At 70.0% G+C, this 15,950-nt stretch carries 10 protein-coding genes; 5 read left to right on the plus strand and 5 right to left on the minus strand.

The features are described 5' to 3' along the window. Nucleotides 1-65 precede the first annotated feature (65 nt). Nucleotides 66-1,868, minus strand: coding sequence for a S49 family peptidase (locus tag IPG50_04830; protein MBK6691515.1), 1,803 nt, complete (start codon nt 1,866-1,868; stop codon nt 66-68). An 8-nt stretch (nt 1,869-1,876) separates the two neighbouring features. Then, on the minus strand, nt 1,877-3,988 hold the full coding sequence (locus tag IPG50_04835) for a zinc-ribbon domain-containing protein (protein ID MBK6691516.1): 2,112 nt from the start codon (nt 3,986-3,988) through the stop codon (nt 1,877-1,879). 329 nt (nt 3,989-4,317) lie between these two features. On the opposite strand from IPG50_04835, the gene IPG50_04840 reads away from it, so the two are divergent. Then, nucleotides 4,318-5,340, plus strand: coding sequence for a hypothetical protein (locus IPG50_04840; GenBank protein MBK6691517.1), 1,023 nt, complete (start codon nt 4,318-4,320; stop codon nt 5,338-5,340). Nucleotides 5,341-5,381: 41 nt separating this feature from the next. Here the strand turns inward: IPG50_04840 and IPG50_04845 are convergent, their stop codons facing one another. Next, nucleotides 5,382-6,296, minus strand: a complete 915-nt coding sequence (locus IPG50_04845; protein ID MBK6691518.1) for a hypothetical protein — start codon at nt 6,294-6,296, stop codon at nt 5,382-5,384. After that, nucleotides 6,293-6,940, minus strand: coding sequence for a hypothetical protein (locus tag IPG50_04850; protein MBK6691519.1), 648 nt, complete (start codon nt 6,938-6,940; stop codon nt 6,293-6,295). Before IPG50_04850 ends, IPG50_04845 begins: the two co-directional genes overlap by 4 nt. A 229-nt stretch (nt 6,941-7,169) precedes the next feature. On the opposite strand from IPG50_04850, the gene IPG50_04855 reads away from it, so the two are divergent. From IPG50_04855 to IPG50_04870, 4 genes are all read left to right on the plus strand, one after another. After that, the gene (locus IPG50_04855) at nt 7,170-7,364 is read left to right on the plus strand and encodes a hypothetical protein (GenBank protein ID MBK6691520.1); all 195 of its coding nucleotides are present in this window, start codon (nt 7,170-7,172) and stop codon (nt 7,362-7,364) included. 45 nt (nt 7,365-7,409) lie between these two features. Then, nucleotides 7,410-8,255 carry a M23 family metallopeptidase gene (locus IPG50_04860; GenBank protein MBK6691521.1) on the plus strand — a complete coding sequence of 282 codons (846 nt, stop codon included), beginning with the start codon at nt 7,410-7,412 and terminating at the stop codon, nt 8,253-8,255. Nucleotides 8,256-8,583: 328 nt separating this feature from the next. Beyond that, a complete protein-coding gene (locus IPG50_04865; GenBank protein ID MBK6691522.1) occupies nt 8,584-9,816 on the plus strand; it encodes a protein kinase in 1,233 nt (410 codons plus the stop codon). 70 nt (nt 9,817-9,886) lie between these two features. Continuing rightward, nucleotides 9,887-12,736, plus strand: coding sequence for a hypothetical protein (locus IPG50_04870; GenBank protein MBK6691523.1), 2,850 nt, complete (start codon nt 9,887-9,889; stop codon nt 12,734-12,736). Nucleotides 12,737-14,950: 2,214 nt separating this feature from the next. Here IPG50_04870 and IPG50_04875 read toward each other — a convergent pair. Beyond that, entirely contained in the window at nt 14,951-15,847 is an 897-nt protein-coding gene (locus tag IPG50_04875; GenBank protein MBK6691524.1) for an LD-carboxypeptidase, read from the minus strand. Nucleotides 15,848-15,950: the final 103 nt, after the last annotated feature.

Below are 15,950 nucleotides of genomic sequence, written 5' to 3' on the forward strand. Positions count from 1 at the left end.
CCGGTCGAAGAACTCAAACCCGCGCCAGCGAGCTCTCCCGACCACGAATAGGCAGGCTTCGTGGGTTACTCGATGCGGAAGCCAAAGGCGGGCACCAGCACCGTACGCTCGGTGCCCGCTAGCGGCGCGAGGGCGCGAAGCAGCACCTTCACGTCCTCCGGCACCGCAACCGGAAGCCCCGCGACGACGCCGCGCGCGCGCGCCTCAATTTCGTCGTCATCGCCCAGGAGTTCGAAGAGCGTCGGGCGACTGTCGAGGATCACCAGCTTCGCATCTTCCGGCAGCTTGGCGAGCTCCTTGGCTTTCGCGAGCGCTGTGCCGAGGCCGCCGAGTTCGTCGACGAGGCCCCGCGTTTTCGCCTCTCGGCCGCTGAAGATCTGCCCCTCCGCGGACGGTGTGATCTTCTCCACCGGTACACGACGCCCCTCCGCGAGGCGCTGCAAGAACAGGTCGTAGATGCCCTTCATCGACTCGCGCACGCGGTCACGGGTCGGCTCGTCCCAGCGCACGAAGGTCGAGAGGTACGCGGCGCGCGTGGCGGCGCCTTGATCGCCGCGCTTGGCGGGAAACGTCTCGGCGTGGACGCCGAAGCGCTCGAGCGCGTCCCCTACCCCCACCTTGCCGCCCACGACGCCGATGGAGCCGACGATGCTGGTGGCGTCGGCGACGATCACCGAGCCCGTCGACGCCAAGTAGTAGCCACCGCTCGCGGCCATCTCGCCGACGCTAACGACGACGGGCTTCTTGTCGCGGATGCGCATCAGTTGATGCCACAAGAGATCGCTGGCGAGGGCGCTGCCTCCCGGCGAGTCGATGCGCAGGACCAACGCCTTGATGCGCTCATCCTTTTCGACGCGCAGGAGGAGCTTGCCGAGCTCCTTTTCGCTGATGCCGCTGCCGTCGCCGAAGAGGCCGCCCTCGCCGGACATGCGGATGCTGCCAGCGGCACGAATGAGCGCGATGGGCGCCGACGCCGAATCGCCCGACAACACTCGGAGGACATCGGCGAGGTCGCCATCGCCCTTGTGAACGCCGGCTCCGAAACGCACGTCGTCACGGACGGCCTGGCACGCCGCGCGGCCCTTGTCGCGAGCCTCGTCGAAGTAGAGAACCTCATCCACGAGCCCCCTCTCCTTCGCCTTCGCGGCGCCGAAGGGCCCCTCCTCGACGAACTTGGCCGCCTCCGGGCGGCCAGTCCGGAAGCCTTCGAGCCACGTCTCCCGCAAGTCAGAGAGCACCCCCTCCAACGACGCGCGTGCCTCCTCGCTCGGCCCATCGCGGGTCAGCGGCTCCTCGGCGCCTTTGAACTTGCCGACCTGAAGGATCTCGACCGAGAGCTTGAGCTCGTCGACGAGGAGCTTTCGGAAGTAGACGATCTGCGCCGCGAGACCGATGGTCTCGACCTCGCCCGCGGGCGCGACGTAGATCTTCGAGCAGCCGCGCGCGGCGGCGAAGTAGGTCGCGTTGGTGAAGCCCTCGGCATGGCAAAACACCGGCTTGTCGGCCTTGGCACGCGCCAGCGCTACGCTCAGCTCTTCAGCGCGCGCCAAGCCCATGGTGGCGGAGCCGAAGCGAACCAGAATCCCCTTCGCCGCCGAATCCTTTCGCGCCTTCTCGACCACGCGAAGCGCTTCGTCGAAGGTCTGGCGCTTGGGGCTCAGGCCCAACATGCCGGAGGGCGGCACCTCGGGCACGCCGCCCGAAAGATCGATGGTCACAAGCGCGGGGCCCGAGCGTGGCTGCGGCGCTTGGCCTGTCTCCGCGCGGCGCCGTCCTTCGCAACCGACGGCCGCGAGCGCCGCGACGAGCCCAACGAGCGCGATGGCGCGGCGCCGCCCGCGAGGTGGTCGTTCGTCCGCCTCGCGCATGGCCCGGCTCAGTGCGCCTCGGCGCGTTGCTTCACGCGCGCCGGATACGCGGGCTCGGGAAAGCGCTCGACGATCTCACGGTAGGCGTTCTGCGCGTTGCCCTTGTCGCCGCCGTCCCATTGAATGTCGGCGAGCGCGACGAGCGCCGGCAGGTACGACGGGTTGACGCCAAGGACACGCTTGTAGAGACCTTGCGCGGCCGCCGTATCGCCCTGCGCGCGAGAGACATCGGCGAGGCCCGCGAGGGCTTCCGAGTCGGAGCCGTTGCGAGCGAGCGCCGCCTCGTAGAGCGTGCGCGCACGATCGTAGTCTCGCTTCTGCTTCGCGGCCTCGGCCTGACGGATCATCGTGCGTGGATCGCTCGGAATTCCGCCGCCACCGGTGGCGCCGGCGCCAGGCTCGGCCTTCGACGTCGAGCTGGCTCCACCCTGTGCGCCCTGACTCGGCAATCGATTCACATCCACGACAGCGACAGGCTCGCGGGGCGTTGCCGTCGGCAGCGTCGCCGTGGCCTGCGGAGCCGCGTCGATGACGCCGGCGTCCTTTCCAGTGGCCGCCACCGCGGGACCCGCGCGTTCGACGAACGTGCGGAGCGAACCGATGAGCGGGTGGACGCGCGGCTGCGCCGCGAGGCGGTCGAGCTCCTTGCGCGCCTCGGCGGCGTCGCCAGAACGAGCGAGCGCGTAGACGAGCGCGGCCCGCGCGCGGCTCGCGGCGCCTTCGCCGGCGGCCGCAGTTCGGAGGCGACCGATCACGACGCTCCACGGCGGCTCGGTCTCGGCGAGATCGAGGGCCGCGAGCACGTACGCCGTTTCGGGCTGGCTGCCGGTCGGCAAGATCCGATCGACGAGCGCGCGGGCGCCGCGGAGGTCGCCGGAAATGCGCAAGGCGTCGACGCGCACACGAAGGAGCGCGGCGTCTTCTGGCGCTCCCTTCTGCGCGTCCTCCGCCGCGCGGCGCGCGCCCGAGGCGAGGTCGTCCATCGTCTGGCGCGCGAGGCGCGCTTCGTCGGAATCGGACGGTAGGAGCTTGAAGCGCAGCCAAGCGAGATCAGCGCGAGCCGCCGAGAGACGCGCCGTGGCCAGGAGCACATCAGGATTTTTTTCCGCCAGGGCGCCGGCCTTGTCGAGGTTCTCCTTGGCGAGCTCAAGGTTGCCTTGCGTCAGCGCGGTCTCACCGGAGGCGAGGAATTGAGCAACGCGAGGATCGCTGGCCGTGCCGGCCGCGACCTTTCCACCGGCCGCCTTGTTGTTGCTCATGTAGACGCCAACCACGGCCACCCCAGCGACGAGGGCCGCGCCGACCACCCAGCCGCCGACGCGCCGGCGAGGCGCCGCACCGTAGTTGGGGTCGACGTAGGAGATGGACGGGCGGCGGAGCGCGTCGCTGGCGGAGATGCGCGCCTCACCACCGGCAACGGGCGGCAGCGGAGAGGTCTGCACCGGCGCCGTCTCGGCCTTCGGCGGGGGCGTCGGCGTTGGGGTCGGCGTCGGCGGACGCCGCGACGCCAACGGAGGCGGGGGCGGCTTCTTGGAGACAGCCGGGTGCGCCGCGACGGGCTCACGCTGAAGCGCATGGGTCGGGGTGTCCTCAGCCCAGGTGTTCGGCTTTGGCTTCGGCGGCGGCGGCACCGCGTCGGCGGGGCGGACCGTCGGCGTTCGGGACGGAAGCGGCGGCGCGTGGCCCGGGATCGAGGACCGTTGCGGGGGCCGGAGCGGCGGGAGACTCGCGCCCGGCGGGAGCGGCGGCGGCTTGTTGGAAATACCCGGCGTGCGGTCAGGAATCGACGGGTTGCGCGCTCGGCGCTCCTCGAAGAAGGGCTCCAGCTCGGCGATCGACGCCAAGGGCTTCGGCGGCAAGCCCGAACGAGTCAGCAGGTCCGTGCGAGCGACGGTCTTGGCCACGATCGCGCGCTGAAGCTCCTTCAGCGACGAAAACAAGTGGCGGCTCGCGCCATCCGCCGAGGTCACTTCCCACTGATCGGCGTCACCGCCGCTGGCGGTGCGCCGAATCTTGAATTGGTGCCCGCAGCTGGTGCACTTGACGGTGGTGCCCCGCTCGCTAACGAGGGCGTCGTCGAATTCGTACTCCGCCTGGCAGCGCTCGCACTGGACGTACATGGAACTATGGGAGCCTTATACCGCCGCGCGACGCGGATTGGTGCGACAAGGTACCACGCGGCGCCAACCCTGTCTTCAGTTCCCCGAGGCCAGGCGCGAGGGCCAGCGCTGACGTTTCTTCCGCACTCCCCGTGAACAAACCTCCACACGTCATCCGCTTCTTCGCGACCGGTGGCGCTTTCGCCCAGGGCACGCGTGTTGCACAATCGTGCGGCACACCAGCGCCGCCCGAGCCACTTCGCTTTTAGCCCCAGGGAGCCACCCGACCCATGCCGACGACCTCCATCGCCCCCCGTACGAGCCGTAAGAGCTGGCGCCTCCCGCAACGCGTGCTCGCGGTCGTTTCCTTCTTGGGGGCCGGCTCCTTGCTCGGCGGCTGCCCGATCTACGACGACAACGACCCTTACTACTCGACGCCAGCTTCGCGCGGCTCGTGCACCGGCAGTGGCTGCGCCTGTGATTCGAGCTTCGATTGCCCCAACGGCTACAGTTGCCAAGCGGGAAGCTGCGTCTCGACGAGCCCGAGCTGCACCAGCCCGTCGCAATGCGCGTCGGGGAGCGTCTGCGGAACCGATCAGCGGTGTCACCCCGGCACGTGCCAGACGTACGGCTGCCCGAGCGGCTACGCCTGCACGCTGAGCGGTGGCAGCGTCTCGTGCGTTCGGAGTGGCGCGACCGACGGGGGCGCCGACGCCGCCCCCGCTCCCGAGTGCTCGGCCGATTCGACCTGCTCGAACAAGTTGGGCAGCGGCGCCAAGTGCCTGAACGGCTCCTGCGTGGCGCCCAAAGACCAATGCAGCGACGCCACGCAATGCCCCGGTACGGCGCAATGCGTGGACGGCGCGTGCACGCCACAATGCGACGCGACGCACCCCTGCCCCACCGGCTTTTCGTGCGATTCGAAGGGCGTTTGCGCCGGCAATCCCACGCCATGTTCATCGGCAACGTCGTGCAGCGGCGGCAACGTCTGCGTGTCCGGCCACTGCGTTTCGCCTTGCAGTGGCAGCGGCGGCGGCTGCACCGGCGGTCTCGTCTGCGTAGGCGGCGGCTGTGTGCCGAACCAGAAGCCCCAGTTCGTTTGCCAGACCGAAGGCGTGCGCGACGCGTGCGCCGCTGGAAGCCTCTGCCTCCGCCACAGTTGCTACATCGGCTGCGGGGGCGGCGACGCGGGCGCTGACGCGGGCGCAAGCTGCCTAGGCGCCGATAAGTTCAACGTCTGCAAGTCCGTGCAGACTGCGTCGGGCACCTACTCCGTCTGCGGCTCGACCTCGAACCTCGGCACCGAGTGCGACCCCGCTCAAAACAAGGCGTGCACGGGCGGCAAGGTCTGCATCGACGGCTTCTGCCGCTGAGCTGACGGAGTCGACGCTCGTGCTCTTGAGCCTAGGCGCGCCTACGGCTTGCGCCCAACGGCGCAGGCCACGTTGACGGAGAGCGCGAAGGTCGCGTCGCTCCAATATTTTGCGATGGCGCCCCGCACGTAGTCGAGGGTCTCGGGACCCGTCTCGAGGAACGTGGCCATCACGTCGGGCAGAACCACGAGCCGCATGGCGGGGTCCTCGAGCACGCGGTCCGGAGGCCCGAACGCCATCGTCGCACGGTGCAGCTCGACATCGACCTCGACGAACCCTTCCGCCTCAAGCTCGCGCGATAGCGTCTCCGCCGTCGGGCGCTCCTCGATGGCGAGCTGAATCGCCTGTTCGAGCGGGGCGATTTCGTTCTTGAGCGCGTACTCCCGCATGAGGTCATAGAGTTCGCGGAACGAGCCACGAACGGGCACCACGAGGACGACCTGGCCGTCTGGCCGCAAGACCCGCATCAGCTCGCCGAGGAGCGCGGCGCGGAACGCGTGCCCGCCGGGCGGGTGCACGCACACCGAATGACTGAAGACGCCCCCCGCGAGCGGCGTCGGCAGCGCCGGAGCGACGACGTGCTCGGCGAGGAAGTCGCAGGACGCGGCGGCCTTCACGTTTGCGAGGCGAACCGCGTCCGGCGAGGGCTCGGCGCCGCTAATGCGCGCACCCGGCAGACGGGCGGCGACGCGCGCATCGAGAAAGCCCGTCCGGGAGAGAAGATGAGCCACCCGCGCGTGGTCGCTGGCAAGGAGCGCTCCCGCGGCGAGCTCGGAGAACGGCGCGAAGTAGCTCTCTGCTACAAAGCTCTCGAACAGCGCGGCATCGGACGGGCCTGCGAAGGACGGAATCGCGAACGAGCCGGCAGGCACCACGTCACTGCGTCGTCCGCCTGGGCGCTGAACGGCCAGCTCGAACGGCTCGTGGTCGGGGCTCGACGGCGCGTCGTCGTTCATCCGCGCTCCGGTACCAACATGCTGAGGGCCTCCCGGGCGAGCTCGCCAATGGTGACCTCGTCGCCTTCGCCGTCTTCATCGTCGAGGCGAACACGCCGCTTGTCGTCGACGAGCGGACGAATGGCCGGTACGAGCGACTCGTCGAGGCTCTCGACGCTGGCCTCGAGGGCTCCCGCGACGGCTTCCGGATCGGCGTGCTTGAGGAACAGGCCAAGGAGCTTGATCACGCCCGGCTCGGGCACCTCGGCGATGACATAGGGCAACTCCGCGAGCGCGAGGTGCCCGGCGGGCAGCCGCTGCAGCGCGCGCTCGATGCCGAGCGCGACTTCCTTGAAGCGGTCAAAGGCGTGCGACTGAAGGGCTTCGCCGGCGGCGCCGCGCGCCTCCGGTTCCTCGGAGCCGAGGATGTCGATGAGCAGGTCGGCAACCTCCGCCCCTTCGACGTCCGCGAGCACCTCGGCGATCTGCGAGAGTCGGAGCCCTTGCTCCGCACGATCCGCCAGCGCTTGGGCTTCCTGGGTCGCACCGCGCACCGCGGAGACGAGTTGGTCTTTGGGAAGGCCCACGACGTCACGGTGGCAGGCGCGGGCGGTGCGCTCGGCGTCGAAGAGCTTGGTGAGGATGGTGCTGGCGTTTTCGGGCATCGCGCACGCTGTACCGCGCGCTGTCGCGCGGGGCCATGACAAAACCGGTCGAGGCGCGCCGCCGTTCGATCCAGCGCGTCGCCCGCATGTGACGCTCCACCGCTGGGTAGGACATCTTCGCACCCCACGAAAATTGCTGACTTTTCAGGCTCGCCCGCAAACGAGCCGCGGCATCCCGTGTGCACCCAGGTGGACGCCCCTTGGACGCCCCCGGATTCGCGAGGAAAACATGGCTACGGCGATTACGATCGGGGCACTCTCAACGGCCGTCGGCACGACCGTCGCCGCCACGCTCACCGCGTCGGGCACAACGCTCGGCACGCTGAGCGTAGGCGCGGCATCGGCGGTAGCCGCCGCTGGCGTTGCTTTCGCCGTGTTGGTGCTGGTGGTCCTCACGGCGGCGTCCACACGCCCCCGCCGCTAACCCCGACGCTTCGCGGCTCCGGGCCCGTTGCGGTAGCGTGGAGCCGTGCTCTCGCGCGCTGTCTTGTTAGCGACGGGTCTCGCGGCCCTCGTATCCGTCGCTGTGGAGGGGCGTTCGCGCGGGGCGGACGCGGCGCCCAACACACCCACTGCCGCGTCCGGTGCGTCGGACGAGCGCCTCGTCGGCGACCTGGCGGCGCCTTGCCCGCCGGAGACGCTGTCTGACGGCCCAGTGTGCGTTCACCTTCCAGCGTTTCCCTTCGCGCTCGCGGACGTGGAGCCGCTCGAGGCGTCCCATCTCGACCGACGCGGCCGGCTCCAAACGTACGAGCAGATCCCGCGGCGACCGGAGCGGCCCGCGGACTATCAGGCGTATCGCTATCCGGTGGCCCCGGGCCTCCCTGACGGTCGCTTCGTCATCAGCGGCTACGACCTCGACCTGCCCGACGCGTTGCAGCGACGCGGGCGGAGGCTCCGGGCCATCGGCCACGGGGGCGTGGACTTGCCGCAAGCTCGGGGCGCGCCGATTCGGCTCGTGGCGCTCGAAGCGCAACAGGGTGACGCCGACGTGGTCTACGTGGGGGCGCTCTTTGGCACAACGGTGGTGACGCGCCACACGGTGCGGGAGGGCGGCAAGCTGCGCGACTACCTCCTTCTCTTTGGTCACCTCGAAGGGCCCGCGCCGGGCCTCACCGTCGGTGGGCACCTGGCCGATGGGAGTCTGGTCGGCTTCGTGGGGGACACGGGGTCGCCAGAGCTCGTGCACCTGCACCTGGAGGCGAGGCGCGTGCGCGACGAGCTCGACATCACGAAGGTGCCTCCGGCGCGGCTGCTCGACTCCGACGTCAGCGTCGTCTGCGATCCCCGAAACGTGCTGCCACGCGCGCGTTGATGACGCGAGCGGTCACCCGAGTGGCCATCGCGTCATCGAAGAGTCCGCGAAAAGTCGAGCCGATCGCCTTGCGCGAGCGGGCCCCACGCGCGACGATGGGCGCCTCGTGTCGTTGCCGAAGCCCCGCGCCTCCGAAGCCGAAAGCGTTGCCTACGCCGACGCGGCTATCTGCACGACATGCAAAAGAAAATTTCGCCCCGGCGTCGTCCGGCCGACCCACTGTCCCGATGATGGCACCGCGCTGACGGCTGACGGCCCGCCGGACCCGCGCATCGGGCGGAGCTTGGGCGGGCGGTTCACGCTCCTCGCGCGACTCGGCGCCGGGTCGATGGGAACCGTTTACCGGGCGCGTCAGCTCCCGGTGGGGCGCGAGGTGGCGATCAAGATCCTGAGGAGCGACCGGGCCCTCGACGAGGCTGCCAAGGCCCGCTTTCTCCGCGAGGCACGGACCAACAGCCTGCTCACCTCACCGCATACGGTCACGGTCTTCGACTTCGGACAGAGTACCGACGGCGACCTCTACCTCGCGATGGAGCTGCTCGAAGGCGAGTCTCTCGGCGAGCGACTCGCGCGCGAGAAGCGAATGTCGGCGGCGGCCGCAGTGGAGGCGACGCGCCAGGCCTTGCGATCGCTCGCGGAAGCGCACGCCAAGGGCATCGTTCACCGCGACCTCAAGCCTGACAACATCTTCTTTAGCGAGGTCCTTCACGGGGATCAGCCCGAAGAGATCGTCAAGGTCCTCGACTTCGGCATCGCCAAGATGCTCGGCGAGGGCATGAGCGCCCTCAACGCGATTGAAACGCAGGCCGGAACGGTCTTCGGCACGCCGCGCTACATGTCACCGGAGCAGGCGCAGGCGAAGCCGCTCGACGGACGCAGCGACCTCTACTCGCTCGGCGTCATCCTTTACCACATGCTGACGGGGCGCCCGCCTTTCACCGACGACGATGCCGTCGTGGTCATGGCGCGTCACATCAAGACGGCCCCGAAGCGCCTCCGCGAGGTGGCCCCCGAGGCCGAGGTTCCGCCGGAGCTCGAGGCGGTGGTGCTGCGCGCCTTGGAGAAGGACCCGGACAAGCGTCCGGCCTCGGCCGACGCGATGGCGCAAGAGCTCGCGCTGGCGCTTGAGTCCACGCGCGCTGGAACGAGCGGCGTGCGCGCCTCGGTTTCGGCGCCCCTGCCGCTCCCGCCGAAGCCGGCCGACGACAGCTTGATCACGCCGGCCGTCGCCCAGCGGCCGCGCCGGCTCATCGCGGGCGCCGTGCTCTTCGCCTTGGTCGCGCTAGCCGTCGGCATGGTCATCCGCGCCATGCGGCGGGATCCGACGCCCGCGCCGGCCGTGGCAGCGCAGGCCGAGCCGGTGGCCGAAAAGCCAGCGCCGGCGCGGTCCGCGGACATTCCGGTCGTGGATATCAGCGCGCTGCCGCGAGCCTCGGTCGCCCCGGCGCCGCTGCCCGCGGCGTCGGCTCCGGCGCTGCGAAAACCCAAGGCCGGCCCCGCAACGGCGGCGCCGCCTCAAGCGCCGTCGGCCCGCCCGGGACGCTACGGGATCCTCGACTGAGCCGACTTTCGGCAGCGCCGCGTAGTTTAGGGGTCAAGTCCCTCGTCGGTTGCGATAGGCTGCGCCGGCCATGGATCCCGCGCAGATGGAGGCGCTGCTCGAGCGGCTTGTCAGAGATCCGCACGACGAAGAAGCGCTCGCGATCGCTCACCATGCGGGACACGCCGATCCGCGGAGTTACGCCGCCTTGCTCGAGAAGGTCGGCGGCTACACGCAAGATCCCGCCTACGCGGCTCACTGGCTAAGCGAGGCGGCAAACGTTTGGCTCGTCACCCTCGGCGATGCGCACCGCGCCGCGCGCACGTTGATGGCCGCCATCGACAAAGATCCGACGCAGCGAACCGCGTCGGACCGGCTCGCGCAGCTCTACCGCGACAAGGGCGACATCAAGGGCTTGGTGGCCCTCCTTGAACGACGCGCCAAGGCGCTCGGTCCGCTCGTCAACGTTCAGCCCGAGGTCGTCGGTGAGCTGGCGACGCTCCACGAGGAGCTCGGACGCCTGTGGAACGAGGCGCCACTCTCCCAACCGCGAAAGGCGCTTGAGAGCTTTCGGCGGGCCATCGACCTCGACCCGCGAAGCTCCTTCGCGTTGTTTCACGCGCGCGAGATCCTGAAGGCCCTCGGGTCCTGGGACGAGACGTTTCCGCTCTACGAGGCGGAGCTCGGCCTCGAGGCCGATCCGGCCCGCAAGGTCGCGCTGCTCCGCGATGAGGCCACGTCGCGCCGCGCCGCTGGCGACCTGCCGGGGGTCTCCCGCGCCCTGGCCAAAGCGCGCCAGTTCGATACCGAGGACGCGGCGCTTCAGCAGGAGTACGCCGCGTCGGTCCTCGAGCGGGTCCACGCGGGCGACCGCGTCACCGACCAAGAGCGCGTGCTCGCAACGGAGCTGCTCGTGGCCCTCGCCGAGCAGTTCGACGGCGAGCACGGGCTCGCCTACGCCGGTGCCGCCCTCGACGCCGACCCGGCCCACGATCGAGCCCTTCAGCTATTCGTGTATTACGCACGTTCCCTGCGGCGCGAAGAGGCCCTGCCGACGCGCTTCGCGCGATACCTCGAGACGAATCCGCGCGGCACCATGGCCACCGAGGCGCGCCAGGCGCTGGCCACAAGCTATGAAGCAGCCGGCCAGATCGGCAAAGCCGTGGAGCTCCTCGAGCCGCTCCGCGCCGCCGGCGATGCGTCGGCCGCCACCAAGATCGACGAACTGATGGCCCAGGGGGCTCCGCGCCCGCCGATGCCATCGGCGCGACCGCCGCAGGTCGCGCCTCCGCCAGCCCTCCGGGTCCCCGCGCCAACGCCCACGCCGCAAGGCCTGGGAGCTCCCCCGCCGCAGCCCACGCCGCTGCCCTTGCGCGAGCTGCGCGAACCCGGCGAAGTCACCGGCACGAGCGTCGATGTCGCCCCCGTCAAGGCGCGTCCGTCGACATCGCCGGAAGCCATTCAGGGGCTCCTCGACGCAGCGCAGATGCTCTCGGGCAAGGGCAAGAAGCCCGACGCCTTCGTCAAGTACAAGGATGTTCTGGAGATCGATCCGTCGCATCCGGAAGCGCTCTCGTGGGCCGAAGACTACCTCCGCTCGAAGCGCGACTACGCGCAGCTGCGCGATGTGCTCGTTGCCAGCGTCCGTGCCATGACCTCGCGCGACAACCTCGACACGCGCAAGGAACGACTCCGGGAGATTGCAGGGCTCTGCGACGGTAACCTCCGTGACATCGACGGCGCGATCTCCGCCTGGCGCCAGCTCATCGCCATCGACCGCTCCGACGACACGGCACGGCAGTCCCTTACGCGACTCCTCGAGCGGACGCAGCGATGGAACGACCTCGCGACGCTCCTCGAACAGGAGGCGACGGCCGCCGTCGACGTCGACACGAAGATCGCGCTCGAGAAGAAGCTCGCGAACCTCTGCGAGCAGAAGCTTCGTGACTTCGTTGCAGCGGCCGAGGCGTGGGCCCGCATCGCGCGCCTCGTACCCGACGACGACCGCGCCCTCATCACGGCCGCCAAGCTCTTCGAGAAGGGCGCGCGGCTCGATCTCGCGGCGCAGACAATCTCCGACGGCGTCTCCTCCATCGAAGACGTCGTCGCTCAGAGTCAGCTCCACGAGCGCCTAGGCGAGCTCCGGGAGCAGCTCGGCCAGATGGGCGACGCCGGTGACGCCTTCGCGCGTGCCGCCGCCGCGCAAGAGAGCGGGAAGCTCTGGGACCACGCCGAGCGTTGCCTCGTGGCCGCCGAACGCTGGCCCGAAGCTGGCAACGCCGCGACGCAGCGGGCGTTGCTCGGCGGCGACCCCAAGCAGCAAGCCATCCACTACGCGCGCGCCGCCGAGCACCTCGCGAAAGCCGGCGAGGACGCGACCTCGCTCGAACGGCTGGAGCAAGCCGTCAACCTCGACCCGACAGAAGAAGACACGGCGGCGACGCTCGCGAACCGCTACTCGAAGGGCGGCCAGTGGGGCTCGCTCGTCGAGCTATTTTCGAAGCGCAGCCAGTTCATCAGCGACAAGAGCAAACGCGTCGCGCTCCGGCGCGAAGCCGCCACCACCGCGGAGACCAAGGTCCTCGACAAGGAGCTGGCGCGCGAGATGTGGCTCCGCCTGCTCGACGATGGCGACGATCGCGAAGCGCTCGAGAAGCTCATCGACTACGCCGTCGAGCGCGGAGACCATACCGAGGGCGCGACGCTCCTGCGACGCCTCGGCGTCATCGCCGTGACACGGCTGACAAGGCTCGGGTGGCGCTCCGCGAGGCCGAGCTACTCGCCGAGGGCGTCGGCGATGTCGACACGGCCATCGCCCGCTACGAGGCCATCCTCAGCGATCTTGACCCGACTTGCCGACCGGCTCTTCAGGCCATCGCCGACCTTCAGGAGGCGCGCGAGCACTTGCCGCTCGCCGCCGACGCCCTCGAGCGTGAGCTGAAGCTCGTCGCCGATCCACAGGAGCGCGGCGTCCTCGCGGGCCGCCTCGCTCGCCTCTACGAGAGCATCGACGATCCGCGGGCCGCCATCCGGGCCCTCGACATGCTGCGCAAGGCCGACCCCGACGACTTCGAGGCACTGGCGCGCTTGTGCGTGCTTTGCGAACGCCTCGAGCAATGGGACCGCGTCGCCGAGCTGCTCGCCGAGCAGATTGAGGTCGAGGGCGACGAAGACGAAGCCGCGACGATGACGACGAAACTGGCGTTCATCCTCGCCGACCGGCTCGACCGCGGCGACGAAGCGCTCGCCGTGCTGACGGAGCTGGCGGACCACGGTCATTCGGGCACACGCACCGTCTACATGGAGCTCGGCGATCGCCTCGGTTGGAAGGGGCTCGTCGCCGCAAAGCTCGTCGAGTGGTGGTTCGACGCCAAGAGCAGCGCTGAGCGCACGGCAGCGCTGCGCGACGCCTTCGCCCGCTTCGAGGCCGTTGGACGCGACCAGGACGCGACCCGCGTCGCCATGGAGATCGTGCGCGCGAAGGCCGCCGATGGCGCCTTGGTTCGTCACCTCGAGGAGCTCGCCGTCAAGACCGGCGATTCGGACGCTCTCGCCGTCGCCCACGACCTCTTGTCGCGCGAGCAGACCGGCGCGGCGCGCGCCATCGAGCTGGTGCGTCAAGCCGAGGTCATGGTCCGCGCAGGCATGCAGCGCCATGAGGCGATCCAGCACGGCGAAGCGGGTCTCGGCACGCTGCCTCTCGCAGACGTGGAGCCCCTCCTCGCCCGCCTGGCGGTCCTCGCAGAGCGTCCCGGCGACGTCGTCGACCTCTACGAGCGACAGGTGTCGCGCTCACGAGCGCCGCAGGATCGCATCCGCGCCCTCGCGCGTGCCGCGCAGGTGGCCGCCTCGCGAGGCCTCATGGATCGCGCTCGTGCCTTCTTCGAGCTCGCGCTTACCGGTTCCACCATGTCCCTCGAGACCATCGAGCTGCTCGAGCAATTCGCCCTCGAGGGCGATCGCGAGGCCGGCGGTGACCGCTTGCGTAGGGCGCTCGCGGCCTCCTTCGCGTCGGGCGGCGGCGGAGCTCGCGACGGCGGGCGCACGCGCGCCATGCTCCTCCGAAAGGCCGCGACCATCGCGCATCGCGACTTGGCCGACATCGACCAGGCCTTCGCGTGGCTCGGCGACGCGCTCGTCGCACACGTCGAAGCCGAGACGCTCGACGCCATCGAAGAGCTCTCGCAAGCCAAGAGCCTCGAGCGCCGCGCCGAAGAAGTGCTCTCGCGGGCGCTCACCGAAGTCTTCGACGGCCCTTTGGTGCGGCAGCTCTTGGCGCGTCGCGCGACGATTCGGCGAAAGCACCTCCGCGATCTGGCCGGCGCCGCCGCGGACCTCCGCAAGCTCCACGACTTGTCGCCCCACGATCAGGGCGTCCTCGACGATCTCTACCTCCTGCTCCGTGACCTCGGTGACTTCCGCGGCATGGTGCAGCTCTACGAAGATCAGATCCTGCGCGGCAAGGACATCGCCACGCGCTCCGATCTCGCGCGCAAAGTCGCTCGCATGTGGGAAGAGCAGCTCGGCGACGCCCGCGAGGCCGCTGACGCGTGGCGACGCGTGCTGCGCATGACGCCCGGCGATGCGGAAGCCACAGAGGGGCTCGAACGCGCCAAGGCCAACGCGCTCAAGAAGCCCGATCCAAACGGCGATCCAGACACATACGCGCCGCCGCGGATCTCCGTGCCGCCGCCGTCGGCATCGGGCTCGAAGCGCCCCGAGGTGCCCTCGACGCGGCGCAGCGCGCCCCCGCCGTCGCTGACCAAGCCCGGAAGCGGTCCCCCACCGTTGCCACCGAGCGTGCGCAATCCCACCTCGCAACCGCCGCTCCCGCCGGCAGCGCCGACCGGCGTGGCACCGCCGTCGGTGCCGTTGGCCGCCGACGGGCCCACCAAGTCGGTCCCCGTATTCACGAACACGCCCGAGCTAGAGCCGGCGGTCCTGTCGACGACCACGTCCACGAGCTACCACCCGCCCCCGCCGCCCGCCGAGTTCTCGTTTGAAGAGGAAGACGACGGCGACATCGTCATCGCCGACGACTTGGCCGAGAGCCTCGACGACGACGACGCCCCCAACGACGTCCCGCCGCGCGCCAATCGCTGACGCGCCGTCGCTCGAGGCTTGCGCCTCGGCGGCCACTCCGCCGCCGACCACGTCAGAGGCCGTTCGCGAGAAACGTCACCGTGCCATCGCCCGAGACGCGCGCCTCTTGCCCCAGGACGAACGGTTGATTCACGAGGCCGTGACCGAAGGGCGCGCCGAAGAGCACGGGCACGCCCAAGGAAGCGAAGTGCGCCGCCAAGACCTCATGGGCCGTCACGCCGTCGGGTCCCGGGGAACACTCCGCAAACTCGCCGAGCACGATCGCCGAAATGCGCGCCAGGTGGCCGCCAAGGCGGAGCGCCGTCAGCATGCGGTCGATGCGGTAGGGGCGCTCGGTTACGTCTTCCAAGAGGAGGACCGCTCCTTCCGGCACGGCGAGTCGACCAGCGGCGGCCATCGCCTCAAGGAGCGCGAGGTTGCCGCCGAAGACGACTCCGCGAGCGGTCCCCGCGACCAACACGCCGAGGCCAACCCATGGGCGCGTGCTGCCCGGACGCTCAAGCGTCTGGAGGAGCGCGTGCCGCACCGCCGGCGAGGCGCGACCGAGGCCCGTCGCGTTGGGTCCGTGGATCGACGCAACGCGCACGCGCGAAAGGTCCGCGTGCGCCGCGGTCAGATCGCTGAAGCCGATGAGCCATCGTGGCGTCAGCATCGCCGCCGCGAAGTCGACGTGCTCGAGCAGATGCATCGTGCCGAAGCCACCTCGTGCGGCGAGGACTGCGTCAATCCCCGGTGTGCCAAGAGCCCACGCGAGCTCCCGGACGCGCCTTTCAACCGTGCCTGCGAGGTAGCCGGTGCGCTCCAGCGCCGAGGACCTCATGACGAGGCGGTAGCGAAGGCGAAGCCACGCGAGTCCGGGCCAGAGTTCGTGCGTTGGAAACGGGCTGGCCGGGGCTATGACCGCCACGGTGGCGCCGGGCCGAAGCGCTGGCGGGAACCGAAAAGACATCGACGGAGGGAGCGTACGACGGGACGTTCGCTGCCGCCACGCCGGCGTGGCGCTCACCGCGCGCGCCACCGCAGCGGACGAGGCGTATAGTTCGAGCTTCGAT

Source organism: Myxococcales bacterium (assembly GCA_016703425.1).
Classification (GTDB): Bacteria; Myxococcota_A; Polyangia; order Polyangiales; family Polyangiaceae; genus JADJCA01.